Source organism: Caulobacter sp. FG7, assembly GCF_057808875.1.
On sequence record NZ_JBMDIW010000018.1, the window covers coordinates 1 to 14,415 of the forward strand.

General features: G+C 69.3%; 18 protein-coding genes and 1 pseudogene. 10 read left to right on the forward strand and 9 right to left on the reverse strand.

The genetic code is table 11. The features are described 5' to 3' along the window. The coding region (locus ACODR1_RS15595) for a LysR family transcriptional regulator (protein WP_488881258.1) at positions 1 to 419 on the reverse strand (419 nt) is incomplete at its 3' end. 225 nt (positions 420 to 644) lie between these two features. On the opposite strand from ACODR1_RS15595, the gene cobA reads away from it, so the two are divergent. The 5 genes from cobA to ACODR1_RS15620 are packed head-to-tail and all read left to right on the forward strand — an operon-like array spanning position 645 to position 4,798. Beyond that, entirely contained in the window at positions 645 to 1,508 is an 864-nt protein-coding gene (gene cobA / locus ACODR1_RS15600; RefSeq protein ID WP_488881259.1) for a uroporphyrinogen-III C-methyltransferase, read from the forward strand. Next, positions 1,505 to 1,873 (forward strand): DUF2849 domain-containing protein, encoded by a 369-nt coding sequence (locus ACODR1_RS15605; RefSeq protein WP_488881260.1) that lies wholly within the window; start codon positions 1,505 to 1,507, stop codon positions 1,871 to 1,873. The genes cobA and ACODR1_RS15605 overlap by 4 nt, the downstream gene beginning before the upstream one ends. Positions 1,874 to 1,882: 9 nt before the next feature. Next, complete coding sequence (locus ACODR1_RS15610) at positions 1,883 to 3,541, forward strand: nitrite/sulfite reductase (protein ID WP_488881261.1); 1,659 nt, start codon at positions 1,883 to 1,885, stop codon at positions 3,539 to 3,541. Next, complete coding sequence (locus tag ACODR1_RS15615; RefSeq protein WP_488881262.1) at positions 3,525 to 4,055, forward strand: DUF934 domain-containing protein; 531 nt, start codon at positions 3,525 to 3,527, stop codon at positions 4,053 to 4,055. Before ACODR1_RS15610 ends, ACODR1_RS15615 begins: the two co-directional genes overlap by 17 nt. Then, a complete protein-coding gene (locus ACODR1_RS15620; RefSeq protein WP_488881263.1) occupies positions 4,055 to 4,798 on the forward strand; it encodes a phosphoadenylyl-sulfate reductase in 744 nt (247 codons plus the stop codon). The genes ACODR1_RS15615 and ACODR1_RS15620 overlap by 1 nt, the downstream gene beginning before the upstream one ends. Positions 4,799 to 4,810: 12 nt before the next feature. On the opposite strand, the gene ACODR1_RS15625 is transcribed toward ACODR1_RS15620, so the two are convergent. From ACODR1_RS15625 to ACODR1_RS15645, 5 genes are all read right to left on the reverse strand, one after another. Next, on the reverse strand, positions 4,811 to 6,241 hold the full coding sequence (locus tag ACODR1_RS15625) for a glycosyltransferase family 2 protein (protein WP_488881264.1): 1,431 nt from the start codon (positions 6,239 to 6,241) through the stop codon (positions 4,811 to 4,813). A 3-nt stretch (positions 6,242 to 6,244) separates the two neighbouring features. After that, complete coding sequence (locus tag ACODR1_RS15630) at positions 6,245 to 7,288, reverse strand: HEAT repeat domain-containing protein (protein WP_488881265.1); 1,044 nt, start codon at positions 7,286 to 7,288, stop codon at positions 6,245 to 6,247. Beyond that, positions 7,289 to 8,371 carry a YaiO family outer membrane beta-barrel protein gene (locus ACODR1_RS15635; protein ID WP_488881266.1) on the reverse strand — a complete coding sequence of 361 codons (1,083 nt, stop codon included), beginning with the start codon at positions 8,369 to 8,371 and terminating at the stop codon, positions 7,289 to 7,291. Further along, a complete protein-coding gene (locus tag ACODR1_RS15640; protein ID WP_488881267.1) occupies positions 8,368 to 8,730 on the reverse strand; it encodes a response regulator transcription factor in 363 nt (120 codons plus the stop codon). Before ACODR1_RS15640 ends, ACODR1_RS15635 begins: the two co-directional genes overlap by 4 nt. 232 nt (positions 8,731 to 8,962) lie before the next feature. Next, positions 8,963 to 9,457: a 3D domain-containing protein gene (locus ACODR1_RS15645; protein WP_101717798.1), complete on the reverse strand. Its 495-nt coding sequence runs from the start codon at positions 9,455 to 9,457 to the stop codon at positions 8,963 to 8,965. A 189-nt stretch (positions 9,458 to 9,646) separates the two neighbouring features. Between ACODR1_RS15645 and ACODR1_RS15650 the strand changes: the two genes are divergently transcribed. Genes ACODR1_RS15650 through ACODR1_RS15660 form a run of 3 tightly spaced genes read left to right on the forward strand, consistent with a single transcriptional unit; the run spans position 9,647 to position 11,732 of the window. After that, entirely contained in the window at positions 9,647 to 10,234 is a 588-nt protein-coding gene (locus ACODR1_RS15650; protein WP_488881268.1) for a glutathione S-transferase family protein, read from the forward strand. Positions 10,235 to 10,249: 15 nt separating this feature from the next. Beyond that, on the forward strand, positions 10,250 to 11,281 hold the full coding sequence (locus ACODR1_RS15655) for a phospholipase C/P1 nuclease family protein (RefSeq protein WP_488881269.1): 1,032 nt from the start codon (positions 10,250 to 10,252) through the stop codon (positions 11,279 to 11,281). A 4-nt stretch (positions 11,282 to 11,285) separates the two neighbouring features. After that, a complete protein-coding gene (locus ACODR1_RS15660) occupies positions 11,286 to 11,732 on the forward strand; it encodes an NUDIX domain-containing protein (protein ID WP_488881270.1) in 447 nt (148 codons plus the stop codon). A 6-nt stretch (positions 11,733 to 11,738) separates the two neighbouring features. On the opposite strand, the pseudogene ACODR1_RS15665 reads toward ACODR1_RS15660, so the two are convergent. Then, positions 11,739 to 11,838, reverse strand: a pseudogene (locus ACODR1_RS15665) (hypothetical protein); the annotation flags it as partial. After that, positions 11,835 to 12,164, reverse strand: coding sequence for a hypothetical protein (locus ACODR1_RS15670; RefSeq protein ID WP_488881271.1), 330 nt, complete (start codon positions 12,162 to 12,164; stop codon positions 11,835 to 11,837). The gene ACODR1_RS15670 and the pseudogene ACODR1_RS15665, both read right to left, overlap by 4 nt. Positions 12,165 to 12,265: 101 nt before the next feature. Here ACODR1_RS15670 and ACODR1_RS15675 point away from each other — a divergent pair, with 101 nt between their 5' ends. After that, a complete protein-coding gene (locus ACODR1_RS15675; RefSeq protein ID WP_488881272.1) occupies positions 12,266 to 12,607 on the forward strand; it encodes a (2Fe-2S) ferredoxin domain-containing protein in 342 nt (113 codons plus the stop codon). A 38-nt stretch (positions 12,608 to 12,645) separates the two neighbouring features. Then, positions 12,646 to 13,377: a TlyA family RNA methyltransferase gene (locus tag ACODR1_RS15680; RefSeq protein WP_488881273.1), complete on the forward strand. Its 732-nt coding sequence runs from the start codon at positions 12,646 to 12,648 to the stop codon at positions 13,375 to 13,377. Positions 13,378 to 13,513: 136 nt separating this feature from the next. Here the strand turns inward: ACODR1_RS15680 and ACODR1_RS15685 are convergent, their stop codons facing one another. Next, positions 13,514 to 14,329 (reverse strand): LytTR family DNA-binding domain-containing protein, encoded by an 816-nt coding sequence (locus tag ACODR1_RS15685; protein ID WP_488881274.1) that lies wholly within the window; start codon positions 14,327 to 14,329, stop codon positions 13,514 to 13,516. Between the last annotated feature and the right edge of the window lie 86 nt (positions 14,330 to 14,415).

The window sequence follows — 14,415 nt, forward strand, 5'->3', positions numbered from 1 at the left end:
CCCCCCACCTCCATGCCGGCCGACAGCCAGACGTCCACTTGGGGTTGGGCCTGCTCGAACTTGCCCAGGCGCGGCACCAGCCACTTGGCGGCGAACGACGGGGCGGCCGTCAGGGTCAGCCGGCGGCCGTCGACGGCGGCGGTGAGCAAGGACGCGGCCTCGGCCAGGCGGTCGAAGGCCTCGCGCAGGGCGGGCAGGGCGGTCTGGGCCGCGTCGGTCAGCAGCAGGCCCTTGGGCGTGCGCTTGAACAGGGCCGCACCGACATAGTCCTCCAGATTCTGGATCTGCTGGCTCACGGCGCCTGGCGTCACCGACAGCTCGTCGGCGGCGCGGCTGAAGTTCAGATGGCGAGCCGCGGCCTCGAAAGCCCGCAGGGCGTTGAGAGGCGGAAGGCGGCGCCGTTCGGTCTGTCGTTCCATGAGTTTTACTGAACGCCCCGGCAGAAGTCCTTGTTTGCGAATTGGCCTGCCCGCGACCAGTTTGCAAGCGTTCGCTGATGGATTGGCCCTTTTCATCGGTGAGCGAGAGGCGGGGCGGACCCTAGGGTTCGTCCCGCATTTCTTTTGGATCCAGCGGCGGGGCCATGGCGGCTCGCGCCGCTTTCGCACGTCCGTCGGACGCTTTTAGAGGACCTGGGATCGCGCATGGCGTCGCCCTCTGACCGCAGGATTGGGGATCGCAAGGCTGAACCCCGCCTGGTCGCGCTGCGCGGCGGCGAGGGCGTGCGGCCGGCGCTGGGACGGGTGACGCTGGTGGGCGCAGGTCCGGGCGATCCCGACCTGCTGACCATCAAGGCGCTGAAGGCCCTGCAGGCCGCCGACGTGCTGGTGCACGACGGCCTGGTTTCGGCCGGGATTCTCGAGCTGGCGCCCCAGGCCCGCCGCATCGACGTGGCCAAGCGCAAGTCGCGCCACACCCTGCCGCAGGACGACATCAACCAGCTGCTGGTCGCCCTGGCCCGCGAGGGGCTGGAGGTTGTGCGCCTGAAGGGCGGGGACCCCTTCCTGTTCGGTCGTGGCGGCGAGGAGCTTTCGGCCTGCCGCGAGGCCGGAATCCACTGCACGGTCGTGCCCGGCGTCACCGCCGCCCTGGCCGCCAGCGCCGGCGCTGGCGCGCCCCTGACCCATCGCGGCAGCGCCCAGGCCGTCACCTTCGTCACCGGCCACGCCGCGCACGGCGAACCGGACCTGGACTGGGCCGCCCTGGCGCGTCCCAACCAGACCGTCGTCGTCTATATGGGCGTCTCGACGGCGGGCTTCATCGCTCAACGCCTGACTGTCGCCGGCCGCGCCGGTTCGACGCCGGCGCTGGTCGTCGAGAACGCCAGCCGGTCCGACGAGCGCCGCATCCTGACGACCCTGGACGGCCTTGCGACCGCCGCCGAGGGCCTGAAGGGCCCGGCGCTGCTGATGGTCGGCGAGGCCATGGCCATGGCCGATGTTAAAGTTCCCGGCGAGACCGCAACGCTCGCCGCCTTCGAAGTTCAAAACGTGAGTTCGGGCCAATGAAAGCCGTGACCGCCAATCGCCTGATCGACGGGGAGGTCGTCTTCTGGAAGGACGGCGCGTGGGTGGACGGCTTCGGCGACGCCCAGCTGTTCGACGACGCCCAGGGCGAAGCCGTCGAGGCCGCCGTGGCCGCCGGCAAGGCCGCTCCGACCGTGATCGTCGATCCCTATCCGATCGATCTCGTCACCGTGGAAGGCCTGGGCCTGGCCCCGGTCAGCTACCGCGAGCGCATCCGCGCCCTGGGTCCGACCAACGAGCTTCTCCACGGCAAGCAGGCCGAGGGCGGCGCGGTCGTCGAGGCCATCCGTCACGCTTCCGGCGCCGCCCGCTCGACGGGCCGTGTCGACCTGATCCGCCGCAAGTAGGCCGACCCCATGTATCAGTACGACGTCATCGACCGCGAATTCCTGACGGACCGCTCCAACGAATTCCGCCACCAGGTCACGCGCCGCCTGGCCGGCGACCTGACCGAGGACCAGTTCAAGCCGCTGCGCCTGATGAACGGCCTCTATCTGCAGCTCCATGCCTACATGCTGCGGGTCGCCATCCCCTACGGCTCGCTCAACAGCCGCCAGGCCCGCCGCCTGGCCTGGGTCGCCCGCACCTACGACAAGGGCTACGGGCACATGACCACGCGTCAGAACATCCAGTTCAACTGGATCAAGCTGAAGGACGCGCCGGACATCCTGGACGCCCTGGCCGAGGTCGACCTGCACGCCATCCAGACCAGCGGCAACTGCATCCGCAACACCACGGCCGACCCCTATGCCGGCGCCACCGCCGAGGAGATCGACGACCCGCGCGTGTGGTCGGAGGTGATCCGCCAGTGGTCGACCCTGCACCCGGAATTCTCGTACCTGCCGCGCAAGTTCAAGATCGCCATCACCGGCGCCCTGACCGACCGCGCGGCAGTGAAGGTGCATGACATCGGCCTGATCCTGCGCCGGGCTCGCGACGGATCGCTGGGCTTCGAGGTGATCGTCGGCGGCGGGCAGGGGCGCACGCCCTATGTCGGCCCGACGATCAAGCATCACCTGCCGGCGTCCAGCCTGCTCAGCTACCTGGAAGCCGTCCTCCGCGTCTACAACCGCCACGGCCGCCGCGACAACATCTACAAGGCCCGCATCAAGATCCTGGTCGCCGCGCTGGGCGCCGAGGAGTTCGGCCGCCAGGTCGAGGAAGAGTGGGCCAAGATCGACCAGTCGCGGGCTGATCTCGGCGACCTGGAGCTGGCGCGCATCCGCGGCGCCTTCGCCCAGGCGCCGTTCGAGGCCCTGCCGGCCCGCTCGGAAGCCTTCGAGGCCGCCAAGGCCGCCAGCCCGTCCCTGGCCCGCTTCGCGCGCAACAATGTCAAGGCTCACAAGAAGCCCGGCTACGCCATCGTCGAGGTCTCGCTGAAGGCCATCGGCCAGACCCCGGGCGACGCCACCGCTGATCAGCTCGACGTCGTGGCCGACCTGGCCGAGCGCTATAGCCTGGACGACCTGCGCGTGACCCACGCCCAGAACCTGGTGCTGCCGCACGTCAAGCTCGACGACCTGCCGGCGGTGCACGCCATCCTCGAGGCCAACGGCCTGGCCACGGCCAATATCGATCTGGTCAGCGACATCATCGCCTGCCCGGGCCTCGACTACTGCGCCCTGGCCAACGCCCGCGCCATCCCGATCGCCCAGGACATCGCCAAGACCTTCGCCGATCCGGATCGCGCCGAGACGATCGGCGAGCTGAAGATCAAGATCAGCGGCTGCATCAACGCCTGCGGCCACCACCACGTGGCCCACATCGGCATCCTGGGCGTCGATAAGAAGGGCGAGGAGTTCTACCAGCTTTCGCTCGGCGGCTCGGGCGCGGAAGACGCCTCGATCGGCAAGATCCTGGGCCCGGCCCTGGCGGCCGATCGCGTCGCCCCCGCCATCGACACCCTGGTCGACACCTATCTGGCCGCGCGCCAGGGCGAGGAACGCTTCCTCGACACCTATCGCCGCGTCGGCCTCGAGCCCTTCAAGGAAGCGGTCTATGCCCAAGCTGATTAAGCTCGCCGGTTCCGAAGCCCAGTGGGCCGAGGACGCCTTCGTCCACGTCGCCGACGAGGACGCCATCCCGGAGACCGGCGACGTCATCCTGTCGCTGAACCGCTTCCAGGCCGAGGGCGACACGCTGCTGTCGTCCAACAGTCGTCGCGTCGGCGTACGCATCGAGCCGGCCGAGGAGGTCGAGGCCCTGGCCTACGACCTGCCGCGCCTGTCGGTGGTGGCCCTGGCTTTTCCGAAGTATCGGGACGGTCGCGCCTACACCTCGGCCCGGCTGCTGCGTGAGCGCTTCAAGTACGAGGGCGAGGTTCGCGCCGTCGGCGATGTGCTGCAGGAGCAGGCCGGCTTCATGGTCCGCTGCGGCTTTGACGCCTTCGAGCCCAATGACGGCGCGACGCCCGAGGCCTGGACCAAGGCCGCCAACCGCTTCCGCCACGTCTATCAGCGCGCGGTCGACGCTCGTCCGATCGCCGCCGACGAGCGGGCGCAGGCCCAAGCCAAGGAAGGCGCGCTCTGATGGCCTACGACCAGACCGACGCCGCGCCGACCCTGGCGGCGCGGCTGGACGCCGAGCTGCGCGACGCCCATCCGCTGGCCATCCTGCGCAAGGCCTACGAGACCTTCGGCGACAAGCTGGCCCTGGTCAGTTCGTTCGGCGCGGAGTCGGCGGTGCTGCTGCATCTGGCCAGCCAGGTCTCCAAGGACATTCCGGTGCTGTTCCTCGACACCGGCATGCTGTTCGGCCAGACCCTCGACTACCGCAAGAGCCTGGCCGCCGAGCTTGGCCTGACCGACGTGCGCGACCTGCGCCCGGCCTTCGCCGACCTGGCGGTGACCGACCCCAGGTCTGACCTGTGGCGCACCGACACCGACGCCTGCTGCCACATCCGCAAGGTGCTGCCGCTGGATCGGGCGTTGGAAGGCTTCACTGCCTGGTGCACGGGCCGCAAGCGCTTCCATGGCGGTGATCGCCTGCGCCTGGCCGTGGTCGAAGAAGCCGATGGTCAGATCAAGTTCAATCCGCTGGCCAACTGGAGCAAGGCCGAGCTCGACGCCTATGCGGCCGAGCACAGCTTGCCGGCCCACCCATTGGTGGCGCAGGGCTTCCCGTCGCTGGGCTGCTGGCCGTGCACCAAGCCGGTCGACGACCCCAACGCCGACGTCCGCGCCGGCCGCTGGCAGGGCCAGGACAAGACCGAATGCGGCATCCACGTCGCCCGCGCGCCGGGTGCGGCCCCGAACGTCGGCGGCGATATCTAGTCTCTGGCAGGCTCAGTCCTGGGACGAGAACCCCTTGCGGGTCATCTTGCCCCAGCCCTGGGCGCCGGTCAGGAACTGCCACGTCCCGCGCAGCCGCCAGAAGTTGTTGATCTGGCGATAGCCGAAGTTCTCCAGGATCGCCGCGCCCATCAGCACGGCCAGGCTGCGGGCGTTTGGAAAGCGGCGCAGTTCCGTCTCCTCCAGGGCCAGCGCGCCGACGCTGATGACGATGCCGAAGCCGAAGGTCACGGCCAGCAGGGCCCAGAGGTATTCGATGTCGAGCACGCCCAGCAGCCAGAAGGCGGGGATCAGCACGTAGCCGAAGATCTCGATGAGCGGCCCCAGCACGTCGACCACCAGGATGTGCCCAAAGCCCACCACGCCGATCCGGCCGTAGCGAGGGTTCAGGATCATGTCGCGATGGCGGAAGAAGGTCTCCAGCGCGCCCCGATGCCAGCGGGCCCGCTGGCGTGACAGGACGGCCATCGTCTCCGGCGCCTCGGTCCAGCACACCGGTTCGGGTGTGAAGGCCACGCGATAGGGCTTGCGCAGGCGGCGGTAGTGCTTGTGCAGCTTGACCACCAGCTCCATGTCCTCGCCGACGGTGCCGTGGCTGTAGCCGCCGACGTCCAGCACCGCCTGGCGCCGGAAGAGGCCGAAGGCGCCGGAGATGATGGTCAGGGTCGAGATGCGGCTCCAGGCCAGGCGGGCCATCAGGAAGGCGCGCAGGTACTCGATGGTTTGCAGCCGGGCCAGCATGTTCCTGGGCACGCCGACCTCGACCACTCGGCCGAACGAGATCTTGCAGCCGTTGGCGATGCGGATGGTGCCGCCCACGGCCACCGTGCGCTCGGGATCCTCGACGAATGGCGCCACGGCGCGCAGCAGGGCGTCGACTTCCAGCAGGCTGTCGGCGTCCATCGAGCAGACGATCGGCGAGCGCGACAGGTTGATGGCCGCATTCAGGGCGTCGGCCTTGCCGCCGTTCTCCTTGTCGACGACCAGCAGTCGCGGCTGGTTGGCGGCGGCGTAGAGGCCGCGGATCTTCTGGCAGGGAGCGGCGAGGTCATAGTGCCGCTCGACCGGATGCAGTTCGAAGGCGTCGACCAGCACCTGCAGCGTCTCGTCCTTGGAGCCGTCGTTGACCACCACGACCTCGAAGTGCGGGTACTGCAGGGCCAGCAGCGACCTGACGCTTTCGACGATGGTCAGGGCCTCGTTGTAGGCCGGGGCCATCAGGGTGATCGGCGGAGCGGCCTCGGCGTAGCGGCGCCACAGCAGGGCGGCCTGGTTGACCGGCGGCGCCTGCGAGAGGGCGCGCGCGGCCAGCAGGAGTTGGTAGAGGTAGAGCGCGTTCTGGGCCAGGCCGGTCGCGATCACCGCCCAGGCGATGGCCTCGGCGAAACGGACGACGGCGAGGGCGAGGGTTTCCAGTTCGGGCATGGCCTAGGCGCCTTCCGCCAGGGCGCGCTCGGCGGCTCGTTGCGCAACCGGGCGGGCGTCGTCGGCCGCGGCGGTTTCCAGCAGCCCGCGACCCGTCTTGCCCAGGCGGCCCAAGGCGTCGCCGGCCCGAAAGCGCACCCACCATTCGGGGTCGTCGAGCAATGGAGCGACAGCCGGAGCAAGGCGCGCCAGGCCTGCCACGCCGATGGCCTCGGCCGCGGCTGAACGAACGGTCCAGACATGGTCGGTGAGGGCGCAGGCCAGGGTGTCGGCCGCCGCCGGATGCTGCAGGCGGCCAAGGCCTCGCACGGCCGCCGTTCGGACATCCGGATCCGGGTCGGTCGCCGCCGCGGCCAGCGCCGGCACGGCCTCGTAGGCGCCGGAGCGTCCGAGCGCGTCCAGCAACACGGCCCGCATCAGAGGCGTAAGATCCTGTCGGCCAAGGGCGAGAAGTCCTTCCGCGGGCGCGCCGGCCACGGCCTGCCGCATCACCTCGGCAAAGATTCGCGACGGAGGCAGTTCGCCGGTTCCCACATAGTCGAGCAGGCGAGAGGGCGTCGGCGGGGCGCCTGCGTCGGCCAGTCCCTTGATCGCGGCCATGCGCACGTTCGCATCCTTGGAGCGGATGGCCCGCCGCAGCGCGGCCTTGACCTCCTCGCCTCCCAGGGCGGCCAGGGCCTCGACGCTGGTCAGGCGCTCGTCGCGCGAGCCGTGCAGGATCCGCTCTTCCAGCGCCTCGATCAGGCCCAGGCTTCTGAGGGCGCCCATGGCCCGCTCCTGGTCGGCGCCGCGGATGAGGCCCTGGAAGTCCAGGATGGCCTCCGCCAGCACTTGCGGCTGTCGCACGAAGGGGGAAAGCGCGCCGACCGCTTCCGTCTGGCCGCGCAGCAGGCCCGAGAGCGCCTGGATGATCAGCTTTCGTTCGCCCGCGCGCGTGGCCGAGCGGCTTTCCTTGATGAAGCGCGCGACGATCAGGCCGCTCATCCAGGTCAGCGCGGCCCCGATCAGGACGAGGGCGACCACCCAGATCAGCGTCAGGGAAGACATCTAGAACCGTCGGGTGACGGCGACCCCGACCTCGTCGCGGTCATAGGCCGTGCGTTTCTCGTGCGCTCCGACCACCTGCACCGTCCAGCGCGGGGTCAGGTCGTAGGCGATCCCGCCGGAGACGGCTTCGACGGGCACGGTGGCGCCATCGGCGCTTTCCGGGGCGTCGGCATAGCCCAGGCGCAGGCGGAGGCGCTCCGTGGCCGACCACTCGCCGCTCAGGGTGTAGCCGGACTGATGCTTGCCGCGTTCGTCCTCGGTGTTGATGGAGCGCGCCGTCAGCGACACGGGCCCGGCCGCCAGGGTCAGGTAGGGTTGCAGGCTCTTGACCTCGCCCACGGCGTAGCGCGACCACACCGCGTCCAGGCCCAGGCGGGCCCGCATGTCGCCCTCCGCGAGCAGGCCGACCGAGCCGCCGGCGCGGAACGACAGCTCTGGGCGATAGTCGGCGTCCGGCGCGCCGCCGACAGCGACGAAGCCGTCCACGCGCGAACTGAACCTGCGGGCGGCCAGCACCTCGGCATAGGTATCGGAGACGCCGAAGCGCTCGGTGTGCTCGATCGAGCCGCCGAGCGTGGTGGCCGGATCGATCCGTTTCGACAGGGCGATGGTCGCTAAGCTCCAGTGACCCAGGTCCTTGGTCAGCTCGCTGCGCGCATAGGCGACGTCCAGCCGCCAGGTCGGCTCGCCCGGCATGGCCAGGGTGGCGGCGATCTGCTGCGAGAGCCCTTTGGCCTCGGCGTCGGCCGGGGCGGCCGCCAGCAGCGGCGCCAGGCGGCGGCGCGCCAGTTCGGGACGTCCGGCGAACAGGGCCGAGCGGGCATAGGCGATCCGGGCGTCGCGGTAGTCCGGCGCCAACTCCAGGGTTGTCTCGAAGGCGCGGTCGGCTTCTGCGTAGCGCTGGGCGGCCATGCGCGAGAGGCCCAGGTTCAGCCAGACGTCCGGATCCTTGGGGCGCTGCTTGGAGAGCAGGTCGAAGGCGGCGATCGCCTCGGCGGTGCGGCCGGCCTGGCGGGCCTGGACCGCTGCAGCATAGGCCGGATCGGCCGTCTCCGGCGCCTGGACCGCGACGGCCTCGATCATGCGGCCACCGGGGCGATGCGGAAGAGGCGCGCCAGCAGCTCGTCAGGGTCGAAAGGCTTAGGCAGGTAGTCGGCCGCGCCGAGGTTCAGCGCGGTGACGATGTCGTTGCGACCCTTCAGGGCGGTCAGCATGACGACCGGGATATCGCGCAGGGCGTCGTCGCCCTTCATCCGGCGCAGGACCTCGAACCCGTCGATGATCGGCATCATGCCGTCCAGCACGACGACGTGCGGGCGCTCGGTGCGCGCGGCCTCCAGCACGGCGCGTCCGTCCTCGAACACGGTGACCGCGTATCCGGCCATGCTGAGCTTGTGCTCGAGGATCTCGCGAAGCAGGGCGTCATCGTCGGCGATGAGCACCGAGGGAGAGGACGCAAGGTTACTTTCAGATCGCCTGGACACCATTCCTCGCCTGCAAGCTAAGCTTCAAGGGAGTCGCGACACCAATTCAGAGTGGTGCAGAACGATCGGGGAGGCCAGCGCGAACATCTCGCGTTTGGTTAACTTCCCGACATTGCACGCATGCAGCGAAACGGCCGCTTTCGCGGCCGGATCCAATGCTCGATCTGTCGTCGGAAGAGGCTTGGGCCGGCTACTCCGGCGGGCAGCCCTTGAACTCGCCGACCTTGGTCACCGAGAGGTGCGTCAGGTTCAGGCCCGCCAGCGGCTTCATCGAGCTGGCGCCCTGGCCGCTGAACATGTCGATCTTGTTGCCCTTGATCGCGCCGCCGATGTCGGAGGCGTACCAGTAGCCGTCGTGGGTCTCGCCGTTGGGCATCGGCAGGCCGACGGTCTCCTTAATGAAGACGACGGTGCGGCGCGGGATCACCTTGGTGTCCACGGCCAGGGTGCGCATCGCCACCACCTTGCAGCCCAGGCTGTCGAGCGCGCGGATGCCCTTGGCGCCGGCGTGGTACAGGGTGGCCTTCATCTTGTATTCGATGGAGCCGGGGATCGAGCCGGTCAGAGCCCCTGCGATCAGTTCGCCCAGCGGATCGCTGGCGCGTTCGGAGTCGGGGCCCGCGGCGGCGGGGAGAGCGGCGAACATGGCCATGAAGGCCAAAATTCCGGCGAGCGTGCGTCGCATCGAGGGGGTCCTCTTATCGGCGTATCTGTCGGTTCGGCGGCCTCCTTAAGCCGATCACGGCTCCGTGACAACCCGCTTAAAGTCGCCCGATTAGGGCGGAATCGGATGAAAACTTCTGGTGAAGCTCGGAACTCGGGTGAAAATTCAATCGTTTAGCGCGCCATTTGAAAAGTTGGGGAGGGCGACGGAATGACGCTCCGGGTATTCGGCGACGGCAAGTCAGGCAACTGCCTGAAGGTAAAATGGACGGCCCAGCGCCTGCGCCTGCCCTTCGAATGGATCGAGGTCGACATCCTGAAGGGCGAGTCTCGCACCGCTGATTTCCTCGCCCTGAACCCGGCAGGACAGGTGCCGGCGGTGATCCTCGAGGACGGTCGCGCGCTGGCCCAGTCCAACGCCATCATGCTGCACCTGGCCGAGGGCTCGGTGCTGATCCCGAGCGATCCCTACCTCAAGGCCAAGATGTACGAGTGGCTGTTCTGGGAGCAATACAGCCACGAGCCCTATGTGGCCGTCGCCCGCTTCCAGGTCGCCTACATGGGCAAGCCGGTGGAAAGCCTCGACGGCAAGCTGGTCGAGCGCGGCCATGCGGCCCTTGCGCGCCTGGAAAACGGGCTCTCGGAAAGTGGCTTCCTGGTCGGCGATCGCCTGACCCTGGCGGACATCGCCTTGGTGGCCTACACCCGTGTCGCCCACGAGGGCGGTTTCGATCTGGCGCGCTATCCGGCCGTGAAGGCCTGGGTCGGCCGCGTCGAGACGGCCCTCGGCATCGATTAAGTCTTCGGAGCGCGCATGAAGTCGCCGTCTTCTACCTTGAAGGTTCTCGTCCTGGCCGCCGCCCTGGCGGCGCCGGCCCAGTCGGCCCTGGCCTGGGGCGCTTCCGGTCACCGGATGATCGGCGTGCTCGGCGCCCAGGCCCTGCCGGACGACGTGCCGGCCTTCGTGCGCAGCCCCTACGGCGTGGCCGCCATCGGCGAATACGCCCGCGAGCCCGACCGCTGGAAGGGCTCGGGCAAGGTCCACGATCACGATCGCGACGCCGCCCACTTCCTGGATCTCGACGACGAGGGCCGCATGTTCGGCGGCCCGAAGTTCACGGTCGAGACCCTGCCGGCCACCCGCGCCGACTATGCGACGGCTCTGCGCGCCGTGGGCCAGGACGAGTGGAAGGCCGGCTATCTGCCGTACGCCATGATCGACGGCTACCAGCAGCTGGTGAAGGACTTCACGTACTGGCGCATCCTGGTGGCCGCCGAGAAGCAGACCACCGACGCCCAGAAGAAAGCCTGGTACGCCGCCGACCTGAAGCGTCGCGAGGAGCTCCTGCTGCGCGACCTGGGCGTCTGGGCCCACTACATCGGCGACGGCAGCCAGCCGCTGCACATGAGCGTGCACTACAACGGCTGGGGCGACTATCCGAACCCCAACGGCTACACCCAGAGCCGCGGCACGCACGGCGCCTTTGAAGGCCCGCTGGTCAAGGCTGTGGCCAAGGACGACGAGGTCAAGGCCAAGATGCCGGCGCTGCGCGACTGCGCCTGCAGCTACGAGACCCGCATGGTCGGCTATCTGACCACGACCTGGAAGCTGACCGAGCCGCTCTACCAGCTGGAAAAGTCTGGCGGCATGGTCGCGACCGATCCGCGCGCCAAGGCCTTCGTCGACGAGCGCCTGGCCGCCGGCGCCGCCGAGCTGCGTGACATGGTCGCCATGGCCTGGAAGGCCAGCGCCGACGGCAAGATCGGCTACCGCCCCGAGATCAGCGTCGCCGACGTCGAGAGCGGCAAGGCCGATCCGTGGAACGACCTGTTCGGCAAGGACTGACCGCTTGATCGCTTTCTATGCGCCGGACGCGTCCCTGGACTACAGGGACCGTCACGCCGCCTTCGGCATCGCCGAGGATGCGCGGGGGCAGATCGCCCTGGTGGAAGTCACCAAGCCCGGCAAGGCGCCCTATTTCGACCTGCCGGGCGGCGCGGTGGATGGCGATGAGACCGAAGAAGAGGCCCTGATCCGCGAGTTCGGCGAAGAAACCGGGCTGGTGGTCGAGATCGGCGCCCATGTCGTCGACGTGTCCCAGCCGTTCCTGAAGTCCGACGGACAGGCCATGCGGAACTACGGCGGGATCTACGCCGTGACGCTGACGGGCGAACGCCCGGAGCTGAAGGTCGAGGACGACCACAGGCTGGTCTGGCTCGATCCGCGCGACGCCGTCGTCGCCCTGCGCCACGACGCCCATTCCTGGGCCGTCGCGGCATGGATGCGCAAGGGGTGAGCGAAATCCTCGCCCTTCGACACGCTCAGGGTGAGGACTGCGAGGTCTGCATCTGATCCTCATCCTGAGCTTGTCGAAGGACGAGGATCAAGAACAGGCCGTTCAGTTGCCCTTCTTCTTCAGCGCCGCCTTGGCCTCGGCCGGGGCGACTTGGTCGAACAGCATCGACAGGTGCTGGTCCTTGGCGTGGTCGTTGTGCAGGTCCCAGGCCAGCGAGATCGGCAGACGCAGTCGGCCGCCGTCGGGCAGGCGGGCCACCAGCACGCGCCAGCTGAAGCCGTCGCCCGGATCGCCAAGCGGGCCGAATTCCAGCGGCGCCGGATCGCGCAAGCGGAAGGCGCGGTCGGCCTTGGCGGTGAACCAGGCCAGGTCGTCGGCGGCGGTCGGGTCGGCGGCCTTGGGCAGAAGCACGCCCTTGAGATTGCGGGCCATGACAGCCTCCGAAGCATTGAAAGCGCGGCTCTCTAGCACTTCGGGCGGCGACTTCCCATGTCGAAGGCGCGGGCAGGGCGCCTGAAACGGAAAGGCTCCAGGTGAGCAAGGATCGGCCGATCAAGCGCGTGCGCGCCGACTGGAACGACGTCGTTCTGGTCTGCCGCAAGTGCTCGCGCAAGCTGGACGGCGGCTTTGGCAAGGGCGGCGAGCAGAGCTTCGCCAAGGCCCTGCGCAAGGCCTCTGGCGGCGGCAAGGGCAAGGACCGCAAGGCGTCGCTGGCGGTGATCGAGGTCGACTGCTTCGACGTCTGTCCCAAGGACGCCGTGGTGGCGGTCAACGCCTCCCGGCCCCGCGAATGGGTCGTCGTCCCGCGTGGGGCCTCGATGGACGCCGCCGTCGCCCGCCTCGGCCTGGCCGCCAACGACGCCGAAGCGGCCTGATTGAGGAAGCAGGCCGGCGAGTCTGCTATCAGGCTCCGATGAGCCGAAAACGCGCCGACATCCTGCTGGTCGAGAAGGGCCTGTTCGACAGCCGCGCCAAGGCGCGCGCGGCCATCGAGGCCGGCCGCGTCATGGCCGGAGGCAAGGTCGTGGCCAAGGCCTCGGAGGCGATCGACGAGGCTTCAGACATTGTCGCCGAGGCGGCCCATCCCTGGGTCGGGCGTGGCGCGCTGAAGCTGGTGCGGGCGCTGGAGCTGTGGCCCGTCGTGGTCGAAGGCCGGATCTCCGTCGACGTCGGCGCCTCGACCGGCGGCTTCACCGAGGTCCTGCTGTCGAAGGGCGCGGCTAGGGTGCTGGCTGTCGACGTCGGCCGCGACCAACTGCATTCCAGCTTGAAGAGCGATCCGCGCGTCGAAGACCTGTCGCCGCTGGACGCCCGCGCCCTGACCGCCGACCACGCGCCGGACGGCGTCGATCTGGTCGTCACGGACGTCAGCTTCATCTCGCTGGAAAAGGCCCTGCCGGCGGCGCTGGGCCTGGCGCGTCCAGGCGCGGACCTCGTCGCCCTGGTCAAGCCGCAGTTCGAGGCCGGTCGCGAGAACGTCGGCAAGGGCGGCCTCGTGAAGGACCCGGAGGTCATCGCCGCCTGCGTCGAGCGTGTCTCGGCTTTCCTCGAAGCCTCCGGCTGGATTGTTCGCGACAGCGCCGACAGTCCGATCGCCGGCGGCGAGGGGCAGGTCGAGAAGCTGCTCTGGGCGGTGAAGCGGTAGAGAGCTTGTCCCCCTTCCGTGAAATCCCCGCGAAAGCGGGGACCTAGGCTTTTTCTGAAGGGCGCGGGGCTCGACGACAAAACACCTGGGTCCCCGCTTTCGCGGGGATTTTACGGGGACATGTGTCGTTCTTAGGCTAGCCCCGCAGCGCCGCCAGCGCCTCGGGATACCGGCGCGACAGCGGCGCCTCCACCGCACCCAACTCCACGGCGTAGTCGCCCGAGCCTTCCGGCCGCAGCCCTGTCACGCGCGCCGCGTTGACCAGCCACGAGCGATGAGTGCGCACGAAGCTATGCGCCGCGAGCTCGCCTTCCAGCGCCGTCAGGGATGAGCGGGTGAGCGGTCGTCGGCCGTCGGCCAGCAGGAACTCGGCGTAGTTGCCGGCCGAGCGTACGGCCAGGATCTCGGCGATCGGCGTGCGCACCAGTCGCGCGCCGTCGCGGATGTCGAACATCGCCGGCGAGGACGTGGAGGCCGCCGTCGGGGCCGGCGCCTCGGCGGCGACGTCGCGGGCCATCCGCGCCAGCAGCCAGAAGACGACGAACGCCAGCACGTAGGCGATGACGTCCTTGCGCAGTTCGTAGACGAACTCCGGCCCGATCGGCCCGAAGTCGTAGCCTTCGCCCAGGATCAGGCGATGGGCGATCTTCCGCAGCACGACGAAGCCGCTCACGTGCAGGGTCGAGTAGGCCAGCAGGGCGATGGCGTGGACGGGCAGGGCGCGGGCCAGGGGCGGCCTCGTCCGATGCGTCCAGAGCGCGACGGCGGCCGGCAGCAGCATGATCAGCACCGTGACCAGGCCGCTGGACACCTCCCAGATCGCCGGCCGCCAGGGGCCAAGGCGCGGCGCGTCGTGGATGATGGTCAGGATGTTGATGACGGTGATGGCCGCGACGATGGCCAGGCCGCACAGCCAGCCGCGCAGCAGCAGCCGGCGCTCGGCGCCGCTCATCCCCCAGCGCGCGCCGTTCGTCCCTGAGGACGCGGCGGCGTCACCGGCAGGGCGCTGTTCGTCCCCTGAGGCTTGGCGGGCGGCTG

What these genes read in the sequence shown, in the direction of transcription:
- cobA (WP_488881259.1), top strand. Translation starts at nt 645, where the DNA reads ATGGCGTCGCCCTCTGACCGCAGGATTGGGGATCGCAAGGCTGAACCC.
- ACODR1_RS15605 (WP_488881260.1), top strand. Translation starts at nt 1,505, where the DNA reads ATGAAAGCCGTGACCGCCAATCGCCTGATCGACGGGGAGGTCGTCTTC.
- ACODR1_RS15610 (WP_488881261.1), top strand. Translation starts at nt 1,883, where the DNA reads ATGTATCAGTACGACGTCATCGACCGCGAATTCCTGACGGACCGCTCC.
- ACODR1_RS15615 (WP_488881262.1), top strand. Translation starts at nt 3,525, where the DNA reads ATGCCCAAGCTGATTAAGCTCGCCGGTTCCGAAGCCCAGTGGGCCGAG.
- ACODR1_RS15620 (WP_488881263.1), top strand. Translation starts at nt 4,055, where the DNA reads ATGGCCTACGACCAGACCGACGCCGCGCCGACCCTGGCGGCGCGGCTG.
- ACODR1_RS15625 (WP_488881264.1), bottom strand. Translation starts at nt 6,241, where the DNA reads ATGCCCGAACTGGAAACCCTCGCCCTCGCCGTCGTCCGTTTCGCCGAG.
- ACODR1_RS15630 (WP_488881265.1), bottom strand. Translation starts at nt 7,288, where the DNA reads ATGTCTTCCCTGACGCTGATCTGGGTGGTCGCCCTCGTCCTGATCGGG.
- ACODR1_RS15635 (WP_488881266.1), bottom strand. Translation starts at nt 8,371, where the DNA reads ATGATCGAGGCCGTCGCGGTCCAGGCGCCGGAGACGGCCGATCCGGCC.
- ACODR1_RS15645 (WP_101717798.1), bottom strand. Translation starts at nt 9,457, where the DNA reads ATGCGACGCACGCTCGCCGGAATTTTGGCCTTCATGGCCATGTTCGCC.
- ACODR1_RS15650 (WP_488881268.1), top strand. Translation starts at nt 9,647, where the DNA reads ATGACGCTCCGGGTATTCGGCGACGGCAAGTCAGGCAACTGCCTGAAG.
- ACODR1_RS15655 (WP_488881269.1), top strand. Translation starts at nt 10,250, where the DNA reads ATGAAGTCGCCGTCTTCTACCTTGAAGGTTCTCGTCCTGGCCGCCGCC.
- ACODR1_RS15670 (WP_488881271.1), bottom strand. Translation starts at nt 12,164, where the DNA reads ATGGCCCGCAATCTCAAGGGCGTGCTTCTGCCCAAGGCCGCCGACCCG.
- ACODR1_RS15680 (WP_488881273.1), top strand. Translation starts at nt 12,646, where the DNA reads ATGAGCCGAAAACGCGCCGACATCCTGCTGGTCGAGAAGGGCCTGTTC.
- ACODR1_RS15685 (WP_488881274.1), bottom strand. Translation starts at nt 14,329, where the DNA reads ATGAGCGGCGCCGAGCGCCGGCTGCTGCTGCGCGGCTGGCTGTGCGGC.